This window comes from Nocardia sp. NPDC056611 (assembly GCF_042792755.1).
In the GTDB taxonomy this organism is placed as follows: Bacteria; Actinomycetota; Actinomycetes; order Mycobacteriales; family Mycobacteriaceae; genus Nocardia.
Window position 1 is genome coordinate 935,466 of the sequence record NZ_JBHTVV010000002.1, and the last position, 22,274, is coordinate 957,739.

19 protein-coding genes are annotated in these 22,274 nt (G+C 65.9%); 12 read left to right on the forward strand and 7 right to left on the reverse strand.

Annotated features, from left to right (window positions below; translation table 11 throughout):
* Positions 1 to 14: 14 nt before the first annotated feature.
* From ACFRAQ_RS13000 to ACFRAQ_RS13010, 3 genes are all read right to left on the reverse strand, one after another.
* A complete protein-coding gene (locus ACFRAQ_RS13000) occupies positions 15 to 305 on the reverse strand; it encodes a hypothetical protein (RefSeq protein ID WP_379098324.1) in 291 nt (96 codons plus the stop codon).
* 451 nt (positions 306 to 756) lie between these two features.
* Positions 757 to 1,176 (reverse strand): nuclear transport factor 2 family protein, encoded by a 420-nt coding sequence (locus tag ACFRAQ_RS13005; protein WP_379098327.1) that lies wholly within the window; start codon positions 1,174 to 1,176, stop codon positions 757 to 759.
* 23 nt (positions 1,177 to 1,199) lie between these two features.
* Entirely contained in the window at positions 1,200 to 1,970 is a 771-nt protein-coding gene (locus ACFRAQ_RS13010) for an SDR family NAD(P)-dependent oxidoreductase (RefSeq protein ID WP_379098330.1), read from the reverse strand.
* Positions 1,971 to 2,070: 100 nt separating this feature from the next.
* Between ACFRAQ_RS13010 and ACFRAQ_RS13015 the strand changes: the two genes are divergently transcribed.
* On the forward strand, positions 2,071 to 2,823 hold the full coding sequence (locus tag ACFRAQ_RS13015) for a DUF1295 domain-containing protein (RefSeq protein ID WP_379098333.1): 753 nt from the start codon (positions 2,071 to 2,073) through the stop codon (positions 2,821 to 2,823).
* On the opposite strand, the gene ACFRAQ_RS13020 is transcribed toward ACFRAQ_RS13015, so the two are convergent.
* On the reverse strand, positions 2,820 to 3,929 hold the full coding sequence (locus tag ACFRAQ_RS13020; protein WP_379098337.1) for a lycopene cyclase family protein: 1,110 nt from the start codon (positions 3,927 to 3,929) through the stop codon (positions 2,820 to 2,822). The genes ACFRAQ_RS13015 and ACFRAQ_RS13020 overlap by 4 nt on opposite strands.
* 93 nt (positions 3,930 to 4,022) lie before the next feature.
* Here ACFRAQ_RS13020 and ACFRAQ_RS13025 point away from each other — a divergent pair, with 93 nt between their 5' ends.
* Entirely contained in the window at positions 4,023 to 5,030 is a 1,008-nt protein-coding gene (locus ACFRAQ_RS13025) for a hypothetical protein (RefSeq protein WP_379098340.1), read from the forward strand.
* A 69-nt stretch (positions 5,031 to 5,099) separates the two neighbouring features.
* Here ACFRAQ_RS13025 and ACFRAQ_RS13030 read toward each other — a convergent pair whose 3' ends face one another.
* The gene (locus tag ACFRAQ_RS13030; protein ID WP_379098344.1) at positions 5,100 to 5,864 is read right to left on the reverse strand and encodes an SDR family oxidoreductase; all 765 of its coding nucleotides are present in this window, start codon (positions 5,862 to 5,864) and stop codon (positions 5,100 to 5,102) included.
* Between the two features lie 163 nt (positions 5,865 to 6,027).
* Here ACFRAQ_RS13030 and ACFRAQ_RS13035 point away from each other — a divergent pair, with 163 nt between their 5' ends.
* From ACFRAQ_RS13035 to ACFRAQ_RS13080, 10 genes are all read left to right on the forward strand, one after another.
* The gene (locus tag ACFRAQ_RS13035; RefSeq protein WP_379098347.1) at positions 6,028 to 7,137 is read left to right on the forward strand and encodes a hypothetical protein; all 1,110 of its coding nucleotides are present in this window, start codon (positions 6,028 to 6,030) and stop codon (positions 7,135 to 7,137) included.
* Between the two features lie 321 nt (positions 7,138 to 7,458).
* A complete protein-coding gene (locus tag ACFRAQ_RS13040; protein WP_379098350.1) occupies positions 7,459 to 9,129 on the forward strand; it encodes a phospholipase D-like domain-containing protein in 1,671 nt (556 codons plus the stop codon).
* A 573-nt stretch (positions 9,130 to 9,702) separates the two neighbouring features.
* The gene (locus ACFRAQ_RS13045) at positions 9,703 to 10,134 is read left to right on the forward strand and encodes a hypothetical protein (RefSeq protein WP_379098353.1); all 432 of its coding nucleotides are present in this window, start codon (positions 9,703 to 9,705) and stop codon (positions 10,132 to 10,134) included.
* A gap of 37 nt (positions 10,135 to 10,171) precedes the next feature.
* On the forward strand, positions 10,172 to 12,682 hold the full coding sequence (locus tag ACFRAQ_RS13050; RefSeq protein ID WP_379098356.1) for an FAD-dependent oxidoreductase: 2,511 nt from the start codon (positions 10,172 to 10,174) through the stop codon (positions 12,680 to 12,682).
* Positions 12,675 to 13,730 carry an SAM-dependent methyltransferase gene (locus ACFRAQ_RS13055; protein WP_379098359.1) on the forward strand — a complete coding sequence of 352 codons (1,056 nt, stop codon included), beginning with the start codon at positions 12,675 to 12,677 and terminating at the stop codon, positions 13,728 to 13,730. Before ACFRAQ_RS13050 ends, ACFRAQ_RS13055 begins: the two co-directional genes overlap by 8 nt.
* A gap of 4 nt (positions 13,731 to 13,734) precedes the next feature.
* Positions 13,735 to 15,015 (forward strand): NAD(P)/FAD-dependent oxidoreductase, encoded by a 1,281-nt coding sequence (locus tag ACFRAQ_RS13060; RefSeq protein ID WP_379098362.1) that lies wholly within the window; start codon positions 13,735 to 13,737, stop codon positions 15,013 to 15,015.
* Positions 15,012 to 15,746 carry a DUF1365 domain-containing protein gene (locus ACFRAQ_RS13065; RefSeq protein ID WP_379098365.1) on the forward strand — a complete coding sequence of 245 codons (735 nt, stop codon included), beginning with the start codon at positions 15,012 to 15,014 and terminating at the stop codon, positions 15,744 to 15,746. Before ACFRAQ_RS13060 ends, ACFRAQ_RS13065 begins: the two co-directional genes overlap by 4 nt.
* Before the next feature lie 283 nt (positions 15,747 to 16,029).
* Complete coding sequence (locus ACFRAQ_RS13070; RefSeq protein ID WP_379098367.1) at positions 16,030 to 17,286, forward strand: PucR family transcriptional regulator; 1,257 nt, start codon at positions 16,030 to 16,032, stop codon at positions 17,284 to 17,286.
* 207 nt (positions 17,287 to 17,493) lie between these two features.
* On the forward strand, positions 17,494 to 18,354 hold the full coding sequence (locus ACFRAQ_RS13075; RefSeq protein WP_379098370.1) for an alpha/beta hydrolase family protein: 861 nt from the start codon (positions 17,494 to 17,496) through the stop codon (positions 18,352 to 18,354).
* 458 nt (positions 18,355 to 18,812) lie between these two features.
* Complete coding sequence (locus tag ACFRAQ_RS13080) at positions 18,813 to 19,985, forward strand: cytochrome P450 (protein ID WP_379098373.1); 1,173 nt, start codon at positions 18,813 to 18,815, stop codon at positions 19,983 to 19,985.
* Positions 19,986 to 20,045: 60 nt separating this feature from the next.
* Here the strand turns inward: ACFRAQ_RS13080 and ahpF are convergent, their stop codons facing one another.
* Together ahpF and ahpC are read right to left on the reverse strand one after the other, a co-directional pair.
* On the reverse strand, positions 20,046 to 21,644 hold the full coding sequence (ahpF, locus tag ACFRAQ_RS13085; RefSeq protein ID WP_379098376.1) for an alkyl hydroperoxide reductase subunit F: 1,599 nt from the start codon (positions 21,642 to 21,644) through the stop codon (positions 20,046 to 20,048).
* A gap of 49 nt (positions 21,645 to 21,693) precedes the next feature.
* Positions 21,694 to 22,257 (reverse strand): alkyl hydroperoxide reductase subunit C, encoded by a 564-nt coding sequence (gene ahpC, locus ACFRAQ_RS13090; protein WP_357289051.1) that lies wholly within the window; start codon positions 22,255 to 22,257, stop codon positions 21,694 to 21,696.
* Positions 22,258 to 22,274: the final 17 nt, after the last annotated feature.

A 22,274-nucleotide genomic window follows, 5' to 3' on the forward strand; every position in this document is an offset into this window, starting at 1 on the left:
AGCGGTTCCCGCGCTCACTGGGTCAACGCGTCGTCCAGGACGACTGTGTAGATGGCCCTATCCCAGGGATTCGACTCCACCCCGGCCAGGATCTCGTCCAAGAGCGGGGCTCGCGCCAGACTCCCCGCCCCGTAATACCCGGATCCCCGGGCACTGGCCAGCACCGCGTAGATCACCGCCGCGTACAACTGTGCCCGCGGCGCGATCACAGACCCGCCCCCGGACTCGTGCGCCCGCAACCGCTCCTCGACCGCGTCGATCACATCCCGGAGGACACCGATCTCCACCTCGGCCATATCGTCCATCTCAGTTCCCCCGAAGCGGTCGTCGCGGTGGCCTGCCCATCCGCACCAGATACGTCTTGGCCTGTAACTTGGCCGGGCACACGGTAATCGGACAATCCGCATGCTCACGAAATGCGCGATTCGCCGCATCCACATTCATCACCGCCAGGGCACTGTGCCCGGTCGCTGGAAGCCCGAACATCGTTGGAACCTCCCGTCATACGGGTACTGGACGAGATTCAGGAAACCATTGGCGAGCGCATGGAACAGGTGATTTGGACGTTTCGGATGCATCTGGGTCCAAATAGCCTGGATATATTCCGATTCCGGCGTAGCCTTCGGACCGCAATGGAGCGCGCCGCGTTCCGAATTCCCGACGACGGGAGCGCAGCCCCTAACCCCTTCCGCCGAGTGGCACACCCTGGAGGGGATTTGTCTGGATTCGCCTCCAGGATGTGCCACTCGACGGGTGTCAGCCGTTGGTGATGGAGCGGACCGAGACGCGCCAGCGGCCGTCGACTCGGACCAGGGTGTCGGTGTATCTGCCCATACCGATCACGCGCGGGGCGGTTGTGGTGTCGGCGAAGAATTGCCAGACGGATTCCGCGCGGGCGGAATCCGGGCCGAGCAGGGTGATGGCCGTGCAGCTCGTCACGTGGCGGGTTCTGGTTCCCGGGCCGGCGATGCCCGCGTCGCGCCGGGCCTGCGCGCTGGCCGCGATTTCTGTTGCGCCACGGAAGATCTGGGGTGCGATGCCGGACTGGGGGTCGCCTTCGCGCTCCCAGACGGCGTCGGCCGTGTAGTGCTCGAAGTACTCGTCGATGGGGCCCTCGTCGGCGAGATGGGAGAGGTGGGCGAGCAGGGATCGGATCTGCTCGGCGTGGTCGGTCATGTGGTTGTCCTCGTCCAGGGCGGCTAGACGCCGTAGCCGCCGTCGATGTCGAGCTTCTGGCCGCTGATGAAGTCGGCTCGGTCCGAGGCGAGGAAGCAGACCGCCTCGGCGATGTCCTGGGCGTCGCCGAAACGGCGCAGGGGGATGTTGTTCTTGGTGACCTCGAGGGCGTGGGCGTCCAGGTCGCCGGAGGCGATGAGGCGGTCGGCCATGCCGTCGGTCGTCATGCCGGGGCCGACGCTGTTGGCGCGGACGCCGAATCTGCCTTCCTCTGCGGCGATTCCGCGCACGAGCGCCTCAACCGCGCCCTTGGGGGCGATGGACAGGCCGTCGCGCACGGGGAAGCGGGCGGTGCCAGCGGTGGTGATGGCGACGATGCTGCCCTTGGACTCACGCAGGTGCGGCAGGGCCGCGTGGACGGCGTTGAAGAAGCCGGAGACGTCGTCGACGATCTGGCCGCGGAAGTCGGCCGGTGCGATCTTGCTCAGGTGCCGCATGGGCACGTGCGGGCCGGCGGCGTAGACGAGCGTGTGGATGCCGCCGAACTCCGCGGCGACCTGGGTGACGACTTCGCCGGTCCGGTCGGCGTCGGACAGGTCGAGCTGCCAGGCCCGGGCGCGAGGGCCGGCGGTCTGCGCGGCGTTGAGGAGCCCGTCGAGGGACTGTGGTGAGCGGAAGTAGGTCAGTCCGACGTGGCTGCCGCGTTCGAGCAGCATCCGCGCGCACGCTCCACCGAGCCCGCCGCTCGCGCCCAAGACCAGCGCCGCGCCTGCCCGGTGACTGAAGTCGTCCACGATTCCTCCTCGGTTGCTCCACTCTGTTCATAGCGAACGGGCTCAAACCAAGCAAGTGCTTGATTGTTTACCGGGACGAAGGGGAGTAAGTACATACGTCATGCGGGATGCTGTTCACTTCGTGCTCGGATTTCTGATCGTCCTCACGGTGGTGACGTTCGCCAGCGGGTTCGGCTACACCAACCCGTATGGGCGGTTCGCCAAGGATGGTGAGCGTTTCGCGGTGCGGGGGCCGTGGGCGTGGCTGTTGTTCGAGAACCCGCAGTGGTGGGCTTTCACCGTCACGTTCTGGTTGGTCGTGAAGGATCCGCAGCCACCGGCGGTGGCGTTGTACGCGCTGTGGCAGGTGCACTATCTCTATCGCGGGCTGGTCTATCCGCTGCTGCGGGCGTCCACCAAGGGATTCCCCGTGTACGGGATCGCCTTCGGAATGGTGTTCAACGCCGCCAACGGATTCGTCAACGGGTACGCCGTCGCCGACGCGCAGCACCTGCGGGACTCGGGGTGGTTCACCGACCCGCGGTTTCTCGTCGGGCTGGTGGTGGCCGTGGCGGGCTGGGTGATCAACTTCCATGCCGACCGCGCGCTGATCGCCTTGCGCAGTGACGGTTTCACCGGCTACCGCATCCCGTACGGCGGCGCGTTCCGCTGGGTGTCGAGCGCGAACTACTTCGGTGAGCTGGTGCTGTGGATCGGCTGGGCGCTCATGTCGTGGACGTGGGCGGGCCTGGTGTTCGTGTTGTTCACCGTGGCGAACCTGTTGCCGCGGGCGGTGTCCACGCATCGGTGGTACCGCGAGCAGTTCGAGGATTATCCGAGCGACCGTAAGGCGATGATTCCCTATCTGATCTAGACCCTGCCGGGGGAGACCACCCCGGCCGCGAGGACGCGCCGCAGCCGCCAGGGCAGTGCCGCGAACAGCGAGGCCATGGCCGTCGCGGTGCCGCGCAGATCGTCGCGGCCGGACAGGTAGGCGCGCTGGGCGGAGATCGGCAGCGCGAAGAAGGCGTCGAAGAACAGCGGGAGCTCGGCGGGCGGAAGCGCCAGCACAGCGCGTAATCCGGCCCGGCGCAACAGGTGTACGGCTCGGGCCGAGGCGGTCCAGACTGATTCTCCGGCCAGTACGGTGTCGGCCAGCCGCAGTGACGTGGCGACGCTGTAGCCGGTGGCGGGATGGGTGAAGGCTCCCGCCGCTCCGAACATGGACCGGTTCGGTTTGCCGCCGTGGACGGGGAAGCGGACCCGTTCGATGGTTTCGGCGCCGGTGAGAGTGATTCCGCGGGAACGCAATCGATGGGTCAGGCGGGCCTCGAGGGTGGGCTGGCCGAGGGCGGGACGCCCGGCCAGGCAGGTCTCCTCGAGGAGAATGCGGTCGTTCTCCAGGGGGACCGCGTAGAGGAACGAGCGTGGCTCGGTGGGGGCCGCGCCGTTGTCGTCGCGCCAGTCCATGAACAGGGTGTCCGTATCGGGGTACCGGGCGCGGTCGGTGATCACGCCGTAGGCGGTCTGTTCGGCGAGGGCGGGGGAGCGGGAGATGCCGCGCGCGTCGATGACCCGGCCCGCGGGGAGGGTGTGGCCGGAGGAGAGCCGCACCGAGGGGAGTTCCAGCCCGTCGTGGCGGTGGCGGGCCGCGCTGTCGATCGCGGTGACCGAGTCCTGGATCAGGCGCGCGCCCGCGATATCGAGCGAATCCTGCAGTGCCGCAGTGTCGAAGACGATATAGGACCGATCGATCTCGATGCGGCGGGTCGTCCAGGCCACGGGCCGTTCGATTCTCGTCGCGACGGCCGCGTCGGCGACCCACTCGGGCAGCTCGTCCGCCCATGCCGCGTAGGTCGCCGTCCACCGTCGGCGCGGGTGCGGATCGACCACGGTGACCGTCAGCCCGTGCGCCAGGGCGCGGTGGGCGAGGGCCCGTCCCGCCGGGCCCGCGCCGCAGATGAGCAGATCATCGGTCACCCCGTGATTGGATCATGCCGGATCGCCCGCATACTCTTCGGGAATTGAATGCCGGGCCGGGGAGGGCTCGGGCCGTCCGCGAAAGGTGATCAGATGACCTATCCACCAGCCGGATCCGGGGGCGATCCCACTGTCCACCGGCAGCCGCAACCCGGCGAGCCCGATGCCGCCTGGTGGGATCAGCCCGCCCAAGGAACCGGTGGACACCAGGTCCAGCAGCCGGGCTGGCCGGGGCAGCAGCCGGCCGACCCGCAGGGCTGGCAGCCGACGCAAACGAATTGGCCTGCGCAGCAGGGATATCCGCAGGCGGGCCAGCCGCAGGACGCCGGGTACGGGCAGCCGCCGGGATTCGCGCAGAGCCTGGGGTATGGCCAGCAGCAGCCGCTCGGTTTCCTGCCGGCGACCGGGGTTCCGCAGCAGCCGGGTTATCCGCCACAGCAGCCGAAGTCGAACACCGGACTGATCATCGGCGTGGTGCTGGGCGCGGTCGTGCTGCTGGCGGTGGCGATCGGCGCGATCGTGCTCGTCTCCGGCGGCGACGACGCCACCCAGGCCGGCGCCACCTCCACCACGGAGAGCCCGACCCTGGTGCCCGCCACCTCGGCCCCGCCCCGCACCACCGCGACCACCTCCAAGGCCGCGCCCGGCGGCAGCCGCTTCAGCTACACCGAGTACGGCAAGGACTGGAACTTCAAGCTCGGTGACGTCGCCCTGCACGCCACCTACGTGACCGGCCAGGACTACGACTCCTGCGCCCCGATCGAGAAGGCCGGGAAGATGACCGGCCTGGGCTGCAAGCGCGCCTCCTCCATGGCGTGGAAGGCCGAGAGCGGCGGGCTCATGCTCACCCAGCTGGTTCTCACAATGTCGGACGATGCGAAGGCGTCCGCCGCACACGACCAGTTCGAGGACACCGACCTGGAACTGCCCGACGGCAGCTACATCGCCGACTTCGAGACCGGCAAGTGGCGCGACGGCAGCCAGAGCAAGTTCGTCGTCGTCACCGTCGCCACCGCCACCGCCGCGGTCGACGAGGCCACCGTCAGCAAGTACCTGCAGTACCGCAACAGCGACACCCTCGGCGCGCTCGCTTTCCGCTGACCCGCTCCCCGAAACGACCGTGCCCTGCACCGAATCCCGGTGCCGGGCACGTCTTTTCGATGCCGACGCTCAGATGCCGCCGGTGGCCAGCAGGCCGCCGTCCACGCGGATCGTCGTCCCGGTGATCCATGCCGACTCGTCCGACGCGAGGAACCCGATCAACTGCGCCACATCCTCCGGCGACCCCAGCCGCTTCATCGGATAGACCGCCGCGGCCGCTTCCTCGTCCGCCGAGTACAGCGCGTCCGCGAACTTGGTCTTGATCACGCCCGGCGCCACCGCGTTCACCCGGATCTTCGGCCCCAACTGCCACGACAGTTCCTCGGTGAGCCGGATGAGCGCCGCCTTCGACGCCCCGTACGCGGCGATCACCCCGGTCGAACGCAGCCCCGCGACGCTGGCCACATTCACCACCGCACCCCCGTGCTCACCCATCCACGCCTTGTACGCCTCCTGCACATATCCCAGCGCCGCAACGACATTCACGTCGAAGATCTTGCGCACGGCGTCGAGATCGGCCTCCATGAGCGACCCGTACACCGGATTGATGCCGGTGTTGTTGATCAGCACATCCAGCGACCCGAACTGCGCCACCGCGGCAGCGACCTGCTCGGCCCGAGCCGCCGCGTCCCCGGAGTTCCCGGCCACCGCCACCACCTTCCCCGCGTGCCCCAATCCCCGCAGCTTCTCCGCCGCCTCCTCCAGCGGCTCGGCCTTCCGGGCGGAGATCACCACATTGGCCCCCCGAGCCAACAGCTCCGCCGCCACCGCGAACCCGATACCCCGGCTCGCCCCGGTGACCAGTGCACTCTTACCCGCCAAGTTCTCACTCATGTGATGGCACGTTACTTCAGTCCCTGGGTGTGAGCGATCTCGCCAGGGGCTGCGGCAAAAATTGCTGACTAGTTGCCGAAGGGTTCGATTCGGTATGGTCGATACGGGAGAAGCGCGATACATCAGGGAACACGCCGGCTCGACGCATGATGCAGGAGGCCAGATGTTGCATACCGATGTTCCGACGCGAGGCGAGATCAAGGCGTTGGCCGCCGAGGCCGAACCGTGGAGTGTCGCGATATACACCCCGACCGTGGCCGACACCGCGGCGCCGGACCAGAACCGCATCGCATTCTCGAATCATGTGCGCGATGCGCTGGGCGGGATCGACGATCGCCACGCCCGCGCGGCGCTGCAGGAAGAGTTCGACGATCTGGTCGACGACGAGGACTTCTGGCGATTCCAATCCAATACGCTGGTGGCCCTGGCCACTCCGGAACGGGTGCGGACCTATCGCCTCCCGAATCGCTTGCGGGAAGGCGTCTTCGTAGGATCCCGATTCAACCTCAAGCCGTTATTGCGGGCGACCACCTTTCCGCAGGCGGCCTTCGTACTCGCCCTGTCGGAGGGGGCCGTCCGCCTGATCGAAGTCAGCTCGGATGGCGGCGCCGAGGAGACTCGGATACCGGGTCTTCCGGTGAGCGCCGCCGATCACGCCCGCAAGGCATCGCTGAGCGGCCGTGCGCCCAAAGGCCGGATTCAGGGGACCGAGGGGCGCAAAGTGCGGGTGCGGCAATACGCCAGGGCCGTGGACCAGGGGCTCAGGGATCTGCTGACGGGGCGAGAAGTGCCGTTGATTCTCGCGGCGGCCGAGCCGATCGATTCGCTGTACCGGTCCGTCAACAGCTACCCGGATCTGCTGGCGGAATCCATTCCGGGCAATCCCGAGCAGCTGTCCGCGGCCGAACTCGGTGCTCGGTCCCGGATCATTCTCGACACCCACTACGCGAGCCAACTGGCCGACCTGCACGCCTTGTTCGACCAGCGACGCGGGGAAGGGCGAGCAACCACCGATATCGCCGATATCGCCCGCGCCGCCACCCTCGGCATGGTGGACACCTTGCTGGTCGACATCGACGTCACCGTGCCCGGAGTGGTCGCCGCGGATGACGGAGCGGTGACTCTGGAGACCGAATCGGATTCCGGCGCACCAGGTGTCGTCGACGAGATCAGCAGACGAGTGCTCCTGTCCGACGGCCGGGTGCTGGCAGTTCGCACCGAGGACATGCCCGACGGCACCCCCGCCGCCGCGATCTTGCGGTACCGGTTCTGAGTTCCCCTGCGGTCGTCCGCCGAACACTGTCCGGCATGCGGAAACGCGGCGGCTGAACCGGGCACCTGGTGGCAGGAATCGGAATACCTGGGTCGGGCTCCGATTCGTGCCTCGAACCGAGTAGTCGCCTACGCGTGCTCGGCGACATTGCGGCTCTAGAATCAGTTGTGTCATACCTGTTTTGGACCAGAAATGGTGGTGGTGACGGTCTCGCGCCGCACGCACCATGAGGAAGCCTGTTCCTGGATGGCGGCATTCCGGAGCGGCCTGTATTAGTTTGTTTGCCTTGGCAAACCAAAACCTCGACGGGGGTGCGAGGTCATGCTGGTGAAGATTCATCACAACGGTGACGATGTACTGATCGCGTGGAAGCCCGACGGGTTCATCGCCGGGTGCCGCGGGTTCGCGCTGCTGCGTCGCCGCAACGGTATCGAAGAGGTGGTCAGCACCTGGGTCGGGTTCGAAGGCGACCAGGCCGTGGACGGTGAACGGCGAGCGTCCACGAACTGGCCGATCCAGAAGTATCAGTGGACCGATTACATGGCCGACCCTGGAGACAGGTTGGCGTATCGGGTCCTTCCGATGGTCGGTCCCGACAAGGCCAACCTTCGTCCTGATCCGGGCTCGGCCGGCGACTGGACCGATGAGGTCACTCTCAGCCCGGAGGAGTCACCCGGTATCGAGGCGGTGTTCAACCGTGGAATCGTTGCCGCGCAATGGGTTTCACGCCGGTTGGGCGTCACCGGCCACGACCTGCAGAACGCAAAGTTGGAAACGGTGATCCGGACTTCCGGGGATCCGCTGCGGGACTATCTGGCCGGGCCGCTCGGTGCCCGCTTGTTCACGCTGCTCGAATCCGCGGCTCAGGACCACCGCGAGGTGTACGCGGCGCTCTATGAACTCGATGACCCGCAGCTGATCGCCGCGCTGGCGCGGATGGGTGAGCGTGCGCATGTCGTGCTGGCGAACGGGAGTGTGAAGAACCAGGGGGACGATCAGAACGCCGATGCGCGCGCCACGTTGCGGGGGCAGGTCGAGTTGCACGACCGAATGTGTTCCCCGCGTGCCTTGGGGCACAACAAGTTCCTGATCATCTGCGACCACGACGCCCGGCCGCGCTGGGTGTGGACCGGCAGCCAGAACTGGACCATGACCGGCCTGTGCACCCAGGCCAACAACTCGCTGCTGATCGACGATCCCGCCCTGGCCGAACAGTATCGGCAACAGTGGGAACGCCTGAAAGACGCCGGCGACGACACTCCCGAGACCCTGCGCGCCGCCAACAGTGCGCCGCGCGACCTCACGGTGGACCCGGCCCACCTGCGACTGTGGTTCACCCCGACCCGCGACCGCGTCGACCTCGAGGACGCCCGCACCGCCATTACCGGCGCTCGGACCGCCATCTTGTTCCTGATGTTCAACCCGGGCCCGAAGGACACCCTGCTCAACACGATCCTCGATGTCGCGCACACCGCCCATTCCGGGCGTCTCTACATCCGCGGCGTGCTCAATCAGGACCCCAGCACCACCGCCAACCCGGTGCACTTGTTCGATCAGGACAACACCGAACGGGCCGACTTCGACGTCGTGTTGCCCGCGGCGGTCGACGCACCCACGGCCTTCTTCCGGGAAGAGCTGAAGAAGCTGGACCGCGCGTTCGCGATGGTGCACAGCAAGGTCATCGTCATCGACCCCTTCGGGCCGAATCCCGTCCTGCTCACCGGATCGCACAACCTCGGCCCGAAGGCCAGCGGTACCAACGACGAGAATCTGCTAGTCATCCGCGACACCCCGGGCCTGGCTGACGCCTACGCCACCAACATCATGTCCGTGTACAACCAATATCGGTGGCGCTTCCGCCGGCACCTGCAACCCGTCGACAAGCGGTGGAAAGGTCTCGTGGACAGCGACTCCTGGCAGAACTGGCACCTCAAACCCGACAGCCCGCAGTACCGCGAGATCGACTTCTGGGTCGGACACGCAACACCGTGACCGCGGTCTCGATAGCTGCCCCGCGGGAGGTTGATTCCTGATCCGCGGACTCCGTCGGTCAGTGCAATTCGATGTCGGAGATCACCAGGGGTGGCCAGGCGATCACCTCACCCACCAGCGATCCTGCACCGGTTCGGGATCGTGCCGTCACGCTGGATCGGTGCTGCAATACCGCGGACCGGAAGCGGCGACCGCCTTCGGTGCAGTCGCATATGTGGGCGGTGCAGCGGTGCTGGACTCATCTACGCGCACCCACCGCGTACCACGGCTGTCCAACAAACCCACGACGAGGGAAGTGTCTGCTGCGCAACCGAAACCCGTCACTATCTTGCGGGGTCGGGGCTGGATTACATCGGCAATGCGCGATACTCGTTTTGGAACTGGACAGTTGGCCTGAATTCTGGAAGGGAAGGTAGCCTTCGCTATCGAAATCGGTTCCTGGAGCTTCAAACTCCTGCAGGGTGATCCGGACGTCTATCGCGACAATGGATTCAGAGCATCTCTACAGCAATTCTACTGGATCTTCGGTCAATTCGCGGACGGGTGACGGCACGGGTGGCAAGCTAATGGATTGTGACCGGTGTAGATACCAGCTTTAGTGCCAAGGCCGCGGCAGGTATTGCCAAACCGGTTGGTATTTGGTTTTGGCGCCGTATCCATCCTGAAGGTTCGTGCAGCTCGCCGGCAAGCCACACCGATGCCCTTGCCGGTACCATCCGGCGCCGGGAAACCGTCCAACTCGATCAGTTGCGCGGCGGCCCCGACGCCGTGATGGATATGACGGTTCAAGAGCAATGCCAGAGCGACTCGACCAGCGAGTTGGCCTCTTGTCGAATGTTGGGCGACAGTGCCGGCAGCTACCGCCGTCGCGTCGACTGCCCGCTCTGGGTGAAGCCGGTGCCGGTAGAACAGCTCTGGCGGTCTGCTTGTTGCTCGACCTGCTGCGCGTGCGTCTACCAGTTCCGCCACGAAGTGGACCAGCGATGGATCGCGCGCATCGAATGACGTTCTTGTTCAACCTTTGAGCACTCGGCTGTTGAGAGTGACTCGTGAGTTCTACCCGATTGGAGAAGTGATGAAGGTCTGCGTCGTCGGCGCCGGCATCTCGGGGCTGTCCACCGCCCAGTATTTGTCGCGATACCACGATGTGGAAGTTTTTGTGTACGAGCAATCGTCGACGTTCGGTGGAAGGGCGAATATCCTCGACGGCGGTGAGCATTGTCCGAGAGTGTTCTTGAACGACTATCACTATCTATTCGAGATCTTCAAAGACCTCCGGCTGAGTGATGGGTCGACGGTCTATGACTCACTGACCACGTTGCAACGCTACTGGGCGAGTAGCAGATCCGGCTGGGTCGAGCTATCCCACACGTACTCGATCTTCGCCGATGAGGTACCGATTGGTGACCGACTCCGGGTACTCCGCGCGAAGCGAATCTCGCCGCTGATCGCCGAGCAGGAATTCTCCGGAAACACGAACCGATATGGGTCGTGGCGCAACTACAGCCTTCGGTCGCTACTCCGAATCATCATGAGCCTGGCCCGATTCGCCAGCGTCCACGACCTCGGCGGCCGGACCGACCGAGTTCTGACCGGTCCGTGGGTGGATAATCTGCGGACGAGAGGCGTAACTCTCGTTACCGATACACCGGTCCTGTCCTTGCATCCCGACTCGTCGGGAGTGGTGGTAGAGCTCGCGGACCACAGCGAACGGTTCGATGCGGTCGTCGTCACCGCTTACGCCAGCGATGCGAGTCGGCTTCTGGAGTCGTCCGGGCTGCCACACCGCATCCCGCGTCTCAGCCACATTCACTGCAAGGTATTCACCCTCGTGCTGGACCCACGGGAGAAGATTCTCGAACGTGAACCCGCGATCTACAGTCGCCAGGGACTCAACATCCTCTTCCAGCCTCGCGCCAATCGATGCGTGGTGCTGTGCCTGCGCTCCAGAAGCACCAGCCGCGACTTCGTCACCGCGAGGCTGCGGGAATATCTCGACCTCGAACACGACTTCGTTGAGGTCCGCGAACGCGACAACCAGGCGGACAACGAAGCGATCTTCAGCGCCGACTTCGTCGACCAGAATGCGATTCTGGTCGAGCCGGCACAACACATCTATTTCGCCGGGTCGTACACGAAGAACAGCTACCCGGTCGACTCGGGCGAAGGCGCGGCGCGGGCGGCCTTCAACGCAGTCGAACGGCTCGCTGGAGACTTCCACCTGACCCGGGATTTCGCTGGCCGAACGATAGTTCCGAATGGTACGCCCTACCAGGTTCCACTCACGGTCTCTCAGCGCTACGCGCGCCGCGCGATCCTCGCCCTGGCCGGTCGCATCTCGGTCGGGGAGCTGGTCGTGGCCGAAAAATACGGTGAGACTGTCTCGATCGGTCCGGGCGGACATCCGACCGCGCGCATCGACGTGAATTCACCTGAGACATGGACACGTCTCGTGCGGGGCATGCACGGATGCGTCCAGTCCTACTGCGCGGGCGATTGGGAGTCGCCCGATCTCGTGGCGGTCCTCCGTCTGGCGGCCCGCAATGTCAGCGTCGGCGATGATCTGCGCCGAAAAGCGGCCTTCGTACGCGTACCGTTGCTGCGGCTACGCGCGGGGCTTGGACGGCATACGCGCGCACAGAGCAGGCGCGACATCGCGTTTCACTACGATCTAGGGAACGACCTGTTCGCGGCCATGCTCGATGAGACGATGTCGTACTCCTGTGCCGTATTCCCTGGACCCGATTCCACGCTGTCGGAGGCCGCGCATCACAAGATGGAACTGGTGTGCGCCAAGCTCGATCTCCGCAGGGATGACCGGGTTCTCGAAATCGGTGGCGGCTGGGGCGGTTTCGCCGTCTATGCGGCCCGCACCCGAGGCTGCCACGTGACGATGACGACTATTTCCAATGCCCAGTACACCTACGCGAGGCAACATGTCCAGCGATTGGGCCTGACCGACCTTATCGACGTCAGATTCGAGGACTACCGGGATACGACGGGCAGTTTCGACAAGCTGGTGTCTATCGAGATGGTCGAGGCCGTCGGCGCCGACAATCTCGGCACGTTCTTCGGCCGCTGCTCTGAGCTGCTGAAGCCGGGAGGGCTCATGCTGCTCCAGGCGATCACGATCGACGACAGGGCCTACGAGGTCGCAAAGTTGGCGCGCACGTTCATCCGGTCCTACATCTTCCCGAACGGTTGTCTGCCGTCCTTGGAGGTGATCTCGCGGACGGTCGCTCGGCGAACAGATATGTACATCACGGGGTTGGACGACTACAGCTCTCACTACGCTCGCACGCTCGCCTGTTGGCGAGCGAATATCGGTCGCGCACAGGACGATATCCAGAAACGCGGTTACGATCTGAGGTTTCAGCGATTGTGGGGCCTGTACCTGGCCTACTGCGAGGCGGGCTTTCTCGAACACCGGATCCGGCTCATCCACGCGACGATCGTCAAGCCCTCGCACTTCGCGGTCACAGAGGTCGGTCGATGTGAATCGACTCGCCCTCAGCCGGTTTCAGTGACAGACCGAGGAGTCGGCCTTGACTAAGCTGCAATACGCGACGTTGGACTTTCTGCTCGGTCGCGACCTGATCCCCGACGCGCTGCTGCGGGCAGGGACTCGAATTGCCACCCGCGGCCGCCGACGTCGGGAGATGCGGGGCGGCCCCGTGGCGGTACGCGCGAGAACAGCCGAACTCGTTGCTCATATGTCCAGCGGACCCATCGCGGAGGCCGTGAACACCGCCAATGAGCAGCACTACGGACTGCCTGCGGAATTCTTCGCCCTGTTCCTCGGTCCGCGCCAGAAGTACAGCGGGTGCTATTGGCCCGAGCGCGACGACTCCCTCGCAGCCGCAGAGGAGTCGATGCTGGCACTCACCTGCCGCCGGGCGAATGTCCGGGACGGCATGACAATCCTGGACCTGGGCTGTGGCTGGGGTGCGCTCTCGCTGTGGCTCGCGGAGAGATTCGATGTTCGAGTGTTCGCGGTCTCGAACTCGGCGCGACAGCGCGACTGGATCGAAGACCGAGCCAAGGACAGAGGGCTTTCGGACCGAATCGATGTCATCACTGCGGACATCAACGAATTCGACCCGTCGGCCACGTACGACCGTGTCATCTCCATCGAAATGTTCGAGCACATGCGCAATTGGGCCGAACTCACTCGGCGGATCGCGAGCTGGCTGACGCCTGAAGGCCAACTATTCGTTCAGACCTTCTCCCATCGCGATCTCGCCTACCGATTTCAGGGTACGTGGGCCGCGGAACGCTTCTTCACCGCCGGCGTGATGCCCTCGCACGATCTGATCACTCGTTTCACTGCGGACATGGCTACTGTCGAACGCTGGTCGGTCAATGGTCTGAATTACGCGCGAACACTGCGGGCCTGGCTGCATCGTCTCGACGACAACCGAGACGCCGCAATCGATATCCTTCGGATCGGACGCACCGAACGTCAAGCGAAACAGCTCTTCGGAACCTGGCGACTATTCCTGATCTGCACCGCGGAGATCTGGTCGGCCAACGGCGGCAAGGAATGGATGATCTCCCACCACCTCCTGGAACCCATTCATCGCACTCCAGACAGCGAGTGATCTTGTGCGCCAACCAAACCCCGCAACTCGCCCCACGGTCGCTGTCATCGGCTCCGGAGTTTCCGGGCTCACGGCTGCATATGCCCTGCGACATACTCACGATGTCCACCTGTACGAAGCCGACACGCGTGTTGGCGGCCATGTCCACACGCATTCCCTGCGAGCACCCGACGGTTCTTCGCGTCGGATCGACAGCGCGTTCATCGTGCACAACGATCGAACGTATCCGCAGCTGACCAAGCTGCTCGGCGAGCTTGGGGTGCAGGTTCGGCCCACCGAGATGAGCATGAGTATCTCGTGCGCCGAGTGTGGCGTGCAATTCGCGGGTGGCCGCCGTGGGCGGGGGGTGTTCGCGCAACCGGCCAACTGTGTGCGGCCCCGTTTTCTCAACCTGCTCAGGCAGATTCCACGGTTTCACCGGTGCGCGACTCGCTGGCTGGAGTCCGGGAACGACAGCACCCTCACCCTTGGCGAGTTCGTCCGGCACCGGTCCTTCGGGCAGTACTTCGTCACCCACTACGTCGTCCCGCTGGTGTCGTGCGTTTGGTCGACCGGTGAGACACAGGCGCTGGACTATCCCGCGAGCTATCTCTTCAGGTTCCTCGAACAGCACGGGATGCTCAGCATCAATGGTTCACCGCAGTGGTTCACCATCGCGGGCGGTGCGGCAACATACGTCGACAAGCTCGTCGAACGATTGCCGGCGGTAAGCACCGATCGCGCGGTTACTGCGATTGTCCGGCACGAGGACGCAGTCGAGGTAGCCGATATCACGGGCCAGGTGCGGTCGTTCGACAAGGTGGTGATCACGACTCACGCCGACCAGGCGCTGCGATTGCTCGCAGACCCGACCGAAGCGGAGCGGCGGGTCCTCGGAGTGTTCGATTACACGACCAACGAGACTGTGTTGCATACCGACAATGCCCTGCTGCCGCAGGTCACCGCCGCACGGGCCGCGTGGAACTACCGGCTGAATTCCTGTGCCGGACGGCAGGATCGGCCGCTGGTCAGCTACTGGATGAACAAACTTCATGGACTCGACCCGGATCCGGGGTACCTCGTCTCGCTGAACGCACGCGACCATATCGCGCCCACACTGGTAGTGGAGGTCATGCAGTATCGGCACCCGATTTACACCCCGCGAGTGATCGATGCCCAAAAGCGACTCCCCGAATTGAACACCCACCGCTTCGCTCTGGCAGGTGCCTATCATGGTTGGGGGTTTCACGAGGACGGTTGCAGATCCGGAATCGCGGCGGCCGCAAGTGTCGGAAACCTTGCATGATCCCATCGGAGGCATCCGGCACGAGCTTGCCGCAGCTGCCCGCGCTGGTGAACGGAGTGGTTCGGCATACCAGGCATACCGGCTGGCCGTATTCCTTCCGGCACCGGATCTATTTGTGGTTGGTGGATCTCGACGAGATTCCACGGTGGGGGTGGCCTTGGAAGCTACTGGCCGGATTCGACCCTACCGATCACTTCGGGGAACCGACCCGATCCCCGAAAGACAACGTCATCGGTCTCCTTCGCGCCGATGGTGTCGAGATCGGCGCAACCGGCCGAATCATCATGCTGGCCAGCGCACGCACCCTCGGCTATGTCTTCAACCCGCTATCGGTGTACTGGTGCTTCGACTCCGGCGGAGAGCTCGTCCGTGTTCTCGCGGAGGTTCACAACACTTATCAGGAGCGGCACGTCTACGTACTTGCACCTGACGCGGAAGGCAGAGCGGAAACGTCGAAGAATCTGTACGTATCACCGTTCTGCGACCCAACCGGCCGGTACCAGCTGCGATTCCGGCTCGATGGCCACGCTGTGACGGTTGGTGTGAGTCTCGTCGTCGGCGGAGAACAGGTGCTGACCACCGCGTTTCACGGGCTGCCGGTGCCTGCGACGAGGTCGGTCCTCCGGCGACATTTCGTTCGGAATCCGCTCGTTCCGATAAGAACGGCCGTGCTCATTCGGATGCACGGTATGGGGCTTATGCGCCGTCTGCCGCGATACCCAAGACGGTGAGCCGACTCGCCCAATCCGCCGCACCTTCGCGCCAGGTGGGTTGGAAGTCGATCCAACTCACCGACTATGCCCGTCCTCCTCACCCTCCGCGTCCTCAACGACTTGGTCGGCCACGCCGTCGTTTCTCGACGACGACGAGATCGTCGAACAGCTGACCAGCTCGACGCGATGGGCGCCTCAGCGCTTTGCGCATCGAGTCCCGTCAACCGAGCGATCTTGCACTGGTATCGGGGCCGCCGGAACTTCACCTGTACGGGCAATGCTGTTTCGGCATGGCGCTACCATGCTGGTCCCGCACCGGTGCGCGGCGGCGGGATCGTTCGTGGAGAAGGGCGGCGGCCGGGTGCTGGACCGTGGCAAGACATCGCACATCCTGTCCGCCGTGGCCGAGCCGCTCTCGGATCGGTTGCCCGGCATCGCCGGTGGGCTGTCCGAGCGGATCCTCGCCGAGGACGCCGCGTACGCGGCGCTGATCGCGCCCGCGGAGCTGCGGGACACCATCCTGCACAACCTGCGGCAGACCGTGGCCTCGATGCTGGACCGTTCGAAGGACCAGCCGATCGATCTTTCCGACGCGACCTGGACCGGGCGGACGCGGGCCCGGCAAGGGCTGCCGCTGGCCTCGCTGCAGGACGCGTATCGGCGCGGCTGCCGGCTGCTGTGGGAGGCGATGATCGCGACGGTGACGGAGCGGGATCCGGCGGCGCTGCCCGATCTGCTGCCGTGCGTGGGGGATCTGTGGGACATCGTCGATCTGCTGATCGGCGCCGTCACCGAGGCCTATCAGGCGGTGGAATCGGAGCGCCTGGCGCGGGACGGCGAGCGGCGCAACGCGATTCTCGATGTGCTGCTGGGCGGTCCGGGTGCGGTCTTCCCCGCGGGCGGGGGCGCCGGTCTGATCGCGGAGGCGTCGGCGTTCCTGGGCCTGCCCGAGCGCGCTCGCTACGCGGTGGCCGCGGTGCGATCGGTGGGGGCCGGCGCGGGTCTGCCTCGCGATCAGGGGCGCCCGGCCACCGACGGCTTCCACATCCTGTGGCGGATCCGGGCCGACCACGAAGTGGGGCTGATCGCGCTCGGCGCCGACGCGTTGACCGAGCCCGCCCGGCTGCTCCGGGAGCGGGGGGTGGCGGCCGGGATCAGTCCGGTGGTGGGTTCGCTGGCCGAAGTGGCCAGGGCCCGTTGGCTGGCCGAGATCGCCTTGCAGACCTGCGCGCCCGACACCGACGAGGTGGTGATCCTCGATCGGCGCCTGCCCGCCGCGCTGGTCGCCGCGCAGTCCGACCTCGCCGAGCGACTCCGGACCGTCGTACTCGGCCCGGTCCTGGGATTGCCGGTGGCCGAACGTGACATGCTGCTCGCGACCGTGACCGCGTGGCTCGACTCGGGCGGTTCGGCGGCGTGTGCGGCGGCGGCCCTGTACTGCCACCGCAACACCGTGCTGAACCGGCTGCGGCGGATCGAGGAGCTCACCGGCCGGTCCATCACCGAACCCCGCGCGATGATCGAGCTCGCGCTGGCGGTCGAGGCGGCCCGCCGATAGCCCGGTCTGGGCAGGCGAAACAGTCTCACGACCGCGCGTCTGTGCTCAGGCACAAGACTTTCGCCGGGAAACGGATTCCGGCCGCACGCGGCGGGAACGCGCAATAGCTTTCCGCCAGGCAAACGGCCTAGTCGCCGGACCGCAGTCACGCTGCGCCGGTGCGTAATCCGCCCTTCGGGCCGCATTCGAAAGGGAAGGTGTTCGCGCATGCGCATTCGCACCTCCATCCTCCGCGCGGCCGTGACGGCCCTCGTCACGGCCGCGGTCACCGCATTGACTCTCACCGGCGTCGCGGCGCCCGCCCACGCCGACGGCATTCCGAACGTCGGCCGGAACTGGGCCGCGGCGGGCCCCTATTCGCCGGAGGTCAGCATCGGTGTCGTGCACACGGTGTACTACCCGCAGACCATGGGCGCACACGGGGAGAAACACCCGGTGATCATCTGGGGCAACGGAACCGGCGTGCTGCCCGGGGCGTACACCCTGCTGCTGCGCCACTACGCCAGCCACGGCTTCATCGTGGTGGCGGCCAACACACCCGTGAGCAATTTCGCGATCACCATGCGCAGCGGGATCGACCTCATCGAGAAGCTCAACGGCGATCCCTCCAGCGTCTTCTACGGCAAGGTCAACCTGGACCGGATCGGGTCCGCGGGACACTCGCAGGGCGGGTCGGGTGCGATCAACGCCGCCGTCGACCCCCGGGTCGACACGGTCGTCGCGATCCAGCCGGGACCGCTCAACGACCCCGGGCAGCTCCACAAGCCGGCGCTGTTCCTCGCCGGCCAGTTCGACGCCATCGTGTGGCCGGTCCTGGTGAAGGCCATGTACAACGCCGTCGACCAGGCCCCGGCCGAGTACGCGGAACTGCGCGGCGCCACCCACTTCGGCACCGGCATCACGGGCGGGGACATGCGCGGCCCGTCCACCGCCTGGCTCCGGTACTGGCTGATGGACGACGCGAACGCCCGTACCGAATTCTTCGGCCCCAACTGCGGCTTCTGCGCGGACTCCCAACAGTTCTCCGACTTCCGGCGAAACGGATTGGCCAACCAGATTCCGGGCTGACACTCAATCGGCAAGGTGCGCGCCCGAATTCGGCGACGGGTGGCGCACCACAGCCGATCACACGGATCAGCTAATCTTCGACATACCATGAGCGACTTCACGACTGCGGCTCGACTGTCCTCATCTGATCCAGGATGCGCGCGATGGTAGCTGGGGGTAGCATTCGACCAGTGAACGAAACCTGTTACAACGGAGCATGTTTAACGTGTCGCCGGATAGACGGGCGTATCACGGTCTCTCCGTTGCATCGGTAGCATCGCCGCGGGCCGGACTGCGGGATCCGCGCAGGCTCCGGGATATCGATGCGGCACAGGACCGATCGCATCCCCGCAGCAATCACCGACGTGACGTCGTTCGTTCTGAGCACTTCTCACCGACCATGTTTCACCCGCTCATGGGAGTTGCACGTTGAAGATGTTCGAGTTTCCAGCGCCGAACCATTGCGCGGGGCCGCGCGGGTGAAGCTGCACTCGCCGGAATTCGCCGCCGACCCACACCGCGCCTACGAGGACCTGCGCCGCCGGTACGGGCCCGTGGCGCCCATCGAACTGGCCGCCGGAATTCCTGCCGTTCTGGTCCTCGGCTATCGCGAGGCGCTACGGATTCTCGGTGACCCCGAGCGCTTTCCGGCCGATTCGCGTGCCTGGGAATCGACCATTCCGGAGAGCTGCCCGGTCATGCCGATCATGGAGTGGGGTCCCGTGGAATCGGCGGACAGAGGCCGATCGACCCACCGTTCGGCCTATCTGGCCGCGATGGCCGATATCGACCAGTACCGGCTCCTCGGCACGGTCGAATCCGCCGCTGTGCCACTGATCAACAGTTTCTGCGGCACCGGGCAGGCCGACCTGCTCGCCGACTACGCCCGCCCGCTCACCCTGCGCGTCCTCAACGAATTGATGGGCCTGCCGCCCGTCCTCGGCGCGGAAGCCGGTGCCGCGCTGATGGATCTGATCGAGGCCACCGACACGTCCGCCGCCGACCTCGCCGAGCGCCGATTCCGCGCCGTCCTGGCCGAATCGGTAGCCACCAAGCGGCGTTCCCCGGACCGCGACGTCACCTCGACCCTGATCGGCCACGCCGCCGGTTTCACCGATGCCGAGATCGTCGAACAACTGGCCGAGCTCTACGCCATGGGCGCCGAACCGACCTGGAATCTCGTCGTCAGCGCCCTGGTCCTGATGGCCGACGACACCTCCTTCCACGATGACCTCCTCGCCGGCTCCCTCCAACTGCGCGATGCCATCGACAAGGTCCTGTTCACCGACCCCCCACTCGCCAACGCATGCCCCCGCTACCCGCAGCAGCCCCAGCTGGTGGGCAACTCCTGGCTCCCAGCGAACCAACCGGTCCTGATCAGCATCACCGCGTGCAACAACGACCCCGCCGTCTCCGGCGACCACACCGGCAACCGCTCCCACCTCGCCTGGGGCTCGGGCGCCCACACCTGCCCGGCCCAGCCGATAGCCTCCATCATCGCCCGCGAGGCACTCGACCAGCTCCTCGATGCCCTCCCCGACATCAAACTCGCGGTCCCGCTGTCCGAACTGCCCTGGCGCACCAGCACTTTCCATCGTGCGCCGGTCACTGTCCCGGTGACCTTTCCGCCCTCCCTCCCGCTGGTCCCGTGATCGAGAACACCAGGCGGACCCAGCACCGGACTCGCGGACGAAACGGGACTGAAGGGTACGTCAGTCCGCTCGGGTGAGCGATCGCGTACCGGTGTCGAGGGCCGGGCTGGTGCGGATCAGGTGGTCGAACGCACCGAGGGCCGCCGTCGCTCCGGCGCCGGCGGCGACGATGATCTGTTTGAACGGGGCCGTGGTGCAGTCGCCCGCCGCGTACACGCCGGGCACGGACGTGCGGCCGTGATCGTCGATGACGATCTCACCGCGCGGGGTGAGATCGACAGTGCCGGAGAGCCATTCGGTGTTGGGTAGCAGTCCGATCTGGACGAAGACGCCGTCCACGGCGAGCGAATGCCGGGCTTCGGTCGTGCGATCGGCGTAGGTCAGGCCGGTGACCTTGACGCCGTCGCCGACCACCTCGGTCGTCTGCGCGCTGAGCAGGATGTCGATATTGGGCAGGCTGCGGAGCTTGCGCTGCAGGACTTCGTCGGCACGCAGCTCGGCGTCGAACTCGACCAGCGTCACGTGCGCGACGATCCCGGCGAGATCGATGGCGGCCTCGACGCCCGAATTGCCGCCGCCGATCACCGCCACGCGCTTGCCCTTGAACAAGGGGCCGTCACAGTGCGGGCAGTAGGTGACGCCCTTGTTCCGGTATTCGGTCTCGCCGGGAACGTTCATCGACCGCCACCGCGCCCCGGTGGAGAGGATCACGCTGCGCGCCAGCAGCCGCGCACCGCTCCCGAGCTCCACCTCGACCAGGCCCTGCTGCCCGACCGCCGGGGTCAGCGCCGTGGCGTGCTGTGCGTTCATGATGTCGACGTCGTACCGGCGAACGTGATCGTCCAGCGCGGCGGCGAGCTTCGGGCCCTCGGTGTAGGGCACCGAGGCAAAATTCTCGATGCCCACCGTGTCGAGCACCTGACCGCCGAAGCGCTCCGCCACGAGTCCGGTCCGAATTCCCTTCCGCGCCGCGTAGATCGCCGCTGTGGCTCCCGCCGGTCCGCCGCCCACGACGAGCACGTCGAAGGGGTCCTTCTCGGAGATCGCCGCGGCGGTGCGCGCCGCGGCACCGACATCGAGCCGGCCGACGATCTGCTCGAGGCTCATCCGGCCCGAGCCGAACGGTTCACCGTTGAGGAACACGCTCGGCACCGCCATCACCTGGCGGTTGTCGACTTCGTCCGGGAACAGTGCCCCGTCGATCGCGGTGTGCGTGATGGTCGGGTTCAGGACGCACATCAGGTTCAGCGCCTGCACGACATCGGGACAGTTCTGGCAGGACAGGGAGAAATAGGTCTCGAAGTGGAACTCGCCCTCGAGATCGCGCACCTGCGTGAGCAGCTCCGCGGCCTCCTTCGAGGGGTGGCCGCCGACCTGCAGCAGCGCGAGAACCAAGGACGAGAACTCGTGTCCGAGTGGGATTCCGGCGAACCCGACCTCGATGCCGGTGCCCGCGCGGCGGATCACGAACGACGGCCGGCGCGGGTCGTCGCCGGTACGAGCGTGGGAGACCAGATCCGACAGACCGGCGATCTCGTCGAGGAGTTCGGCGAGTTCCGCGGACTTGGGGCGGTCATCGAGGGTGGACACCAGCTCGATCGGCTGAGTCACCTTCTCCAGCAGTGTCTTCAGTTGGCGTGCGAGCGAGGCGTCGAGCATGCGGTCTACTCCGATGGGTCGGGAACGGGTGCGGGCAGGCGTCGGCGAATCAGATCTTGCCGACGAGCTCCAGGGACGGGGCCAGGGTCTCCTCGCCCTCTTCCCACTTGGCCGGGCAGACCTCGCCCGGGTGCGAGCGAACGTACTGGGCGGCCTTGACCTTGCGCAGCAGCTCGGATGCGTTGCGGCCGATGCCCTCCGCGGTGACCTCGGTGAACTGGACGACGCCGTCCGGGTCGACCAGGAAGGTGCCGCGGTCGGCCAGGCCCTCGTCCTCGCGAAGCACCCCGAAGTCGGCGCTGATCCGCAACGCGGGGTCCCCGATCATGGCGTACTTGATCTTGCCGATGGTGTCGGAGGACGCGTGCCACGCCTTGTGCGTGAAGTGGGTGTCGGTGGAGACGGAGAAGACTTCGACGCCCAGGCGCTGCAGCTCGTCGTAGTGGTCGGCGAGGTCGCCGAGTTCGGTCGGGCACACGAAGGTGAAGTCGGCCGGGTAGAAGAAGAAGACCGCCCACTTGCCCTGGATGTCCGCGTCCGAAACGGTCACGAAGGAGCCGTCCTTGAACGCCTCCGCCGAGAAGGACTTGATCCGCTTGTTGATCAGCGACATGAATTGGCCTCATTCCG

Bases quoted from the DNA above. Each gene is read 5' to 3' on its own strand.
- ACFRAQ_RS13000 (WP_379098324.1), bottom strand. From the start codon at position 305: ATGGACGATATGGCCGAGGTGGAGATCGGTGTCCTCCGGGATGTGATC.
- ACFRAQ_RS13005 (WP_379098327.1), bottom strand. From the start codon at position 1,176: ATGACCGACCACGCCGAGCAGATCCGATCCCTGCTCGCCCACCTCTCC.
- ACFRAQ_RS13015 (WP_379098333.1), top strand. From the start codon at position 2,071: ATGCGGGATGCTGTTCACTTCGTGCTCGGATTTCTGATCGTCCTCACG.
- ACFRAQ_RS13025 (WP_379098340.1), top strand. From the start codon at position 4,023: ATGACCTATCCACCAGCCGGATCCGGGGGCGATCCCACTGTCCACCGG.
- ACFRAQ_RS13030 (WP_379098344.1), bottom strand. From the start codon at position 5,864: ATGAGTGAGAACTTGGCGGGTAAGAGTGCACTGGTCACCGGGGCGAGC.
- ACFRAQ_RS13035 (WP_379098347.1), top strand. From the start codon at position 6,028: ATGTTGCATACCGATGTTCCGACGCGAGGCGAGATCAAGGCGTTGGCC.
- ACFRAQ_RS13040 (WP_379098350.1), top strand. From the start codon at position 7,459: ATGCTGGTGAAGATTCATCACAACGGTGACGATGTACTGATCGCGTGG.
- ACFRAQ_RS13065 (WP_379098365.1), top strand. From the start codon at position 15,012: ATGATCCCATCGGAGGCATCCGGCACGAGCTTGCCGCAGCTGCCCGCG.
- ACFRAQ_RS13070 (WP_379098367.1), top strand. From the start codon at position 16,030: ATGCTGGTCCCGCACCGGTGCGCGGCGGCGGGATCGTTCGTGGAGAAG.
- ACFRAQ_RS13075 (WP_379098370.1), top strand. From the start codon at position 17,494: ATGCGCATTCGCACCTCCATCCTCCGCGCGGCCGTGACGGCCCTCGTC.
- ahpF (WP_379098376.1), bottom strand. From the start codon at position 21,644: ATGCTCGACGCCTCGCTCGCACGCCAACTGAAGACACTGCTGGAGAAG.
- ahpC (WP_357289051.1), bottom strand. From the start codon at position 22,257: ATGTCGCTGATCAACAAGCGGATCAAGTCCTTCTCGGCGGAGGCGTTC.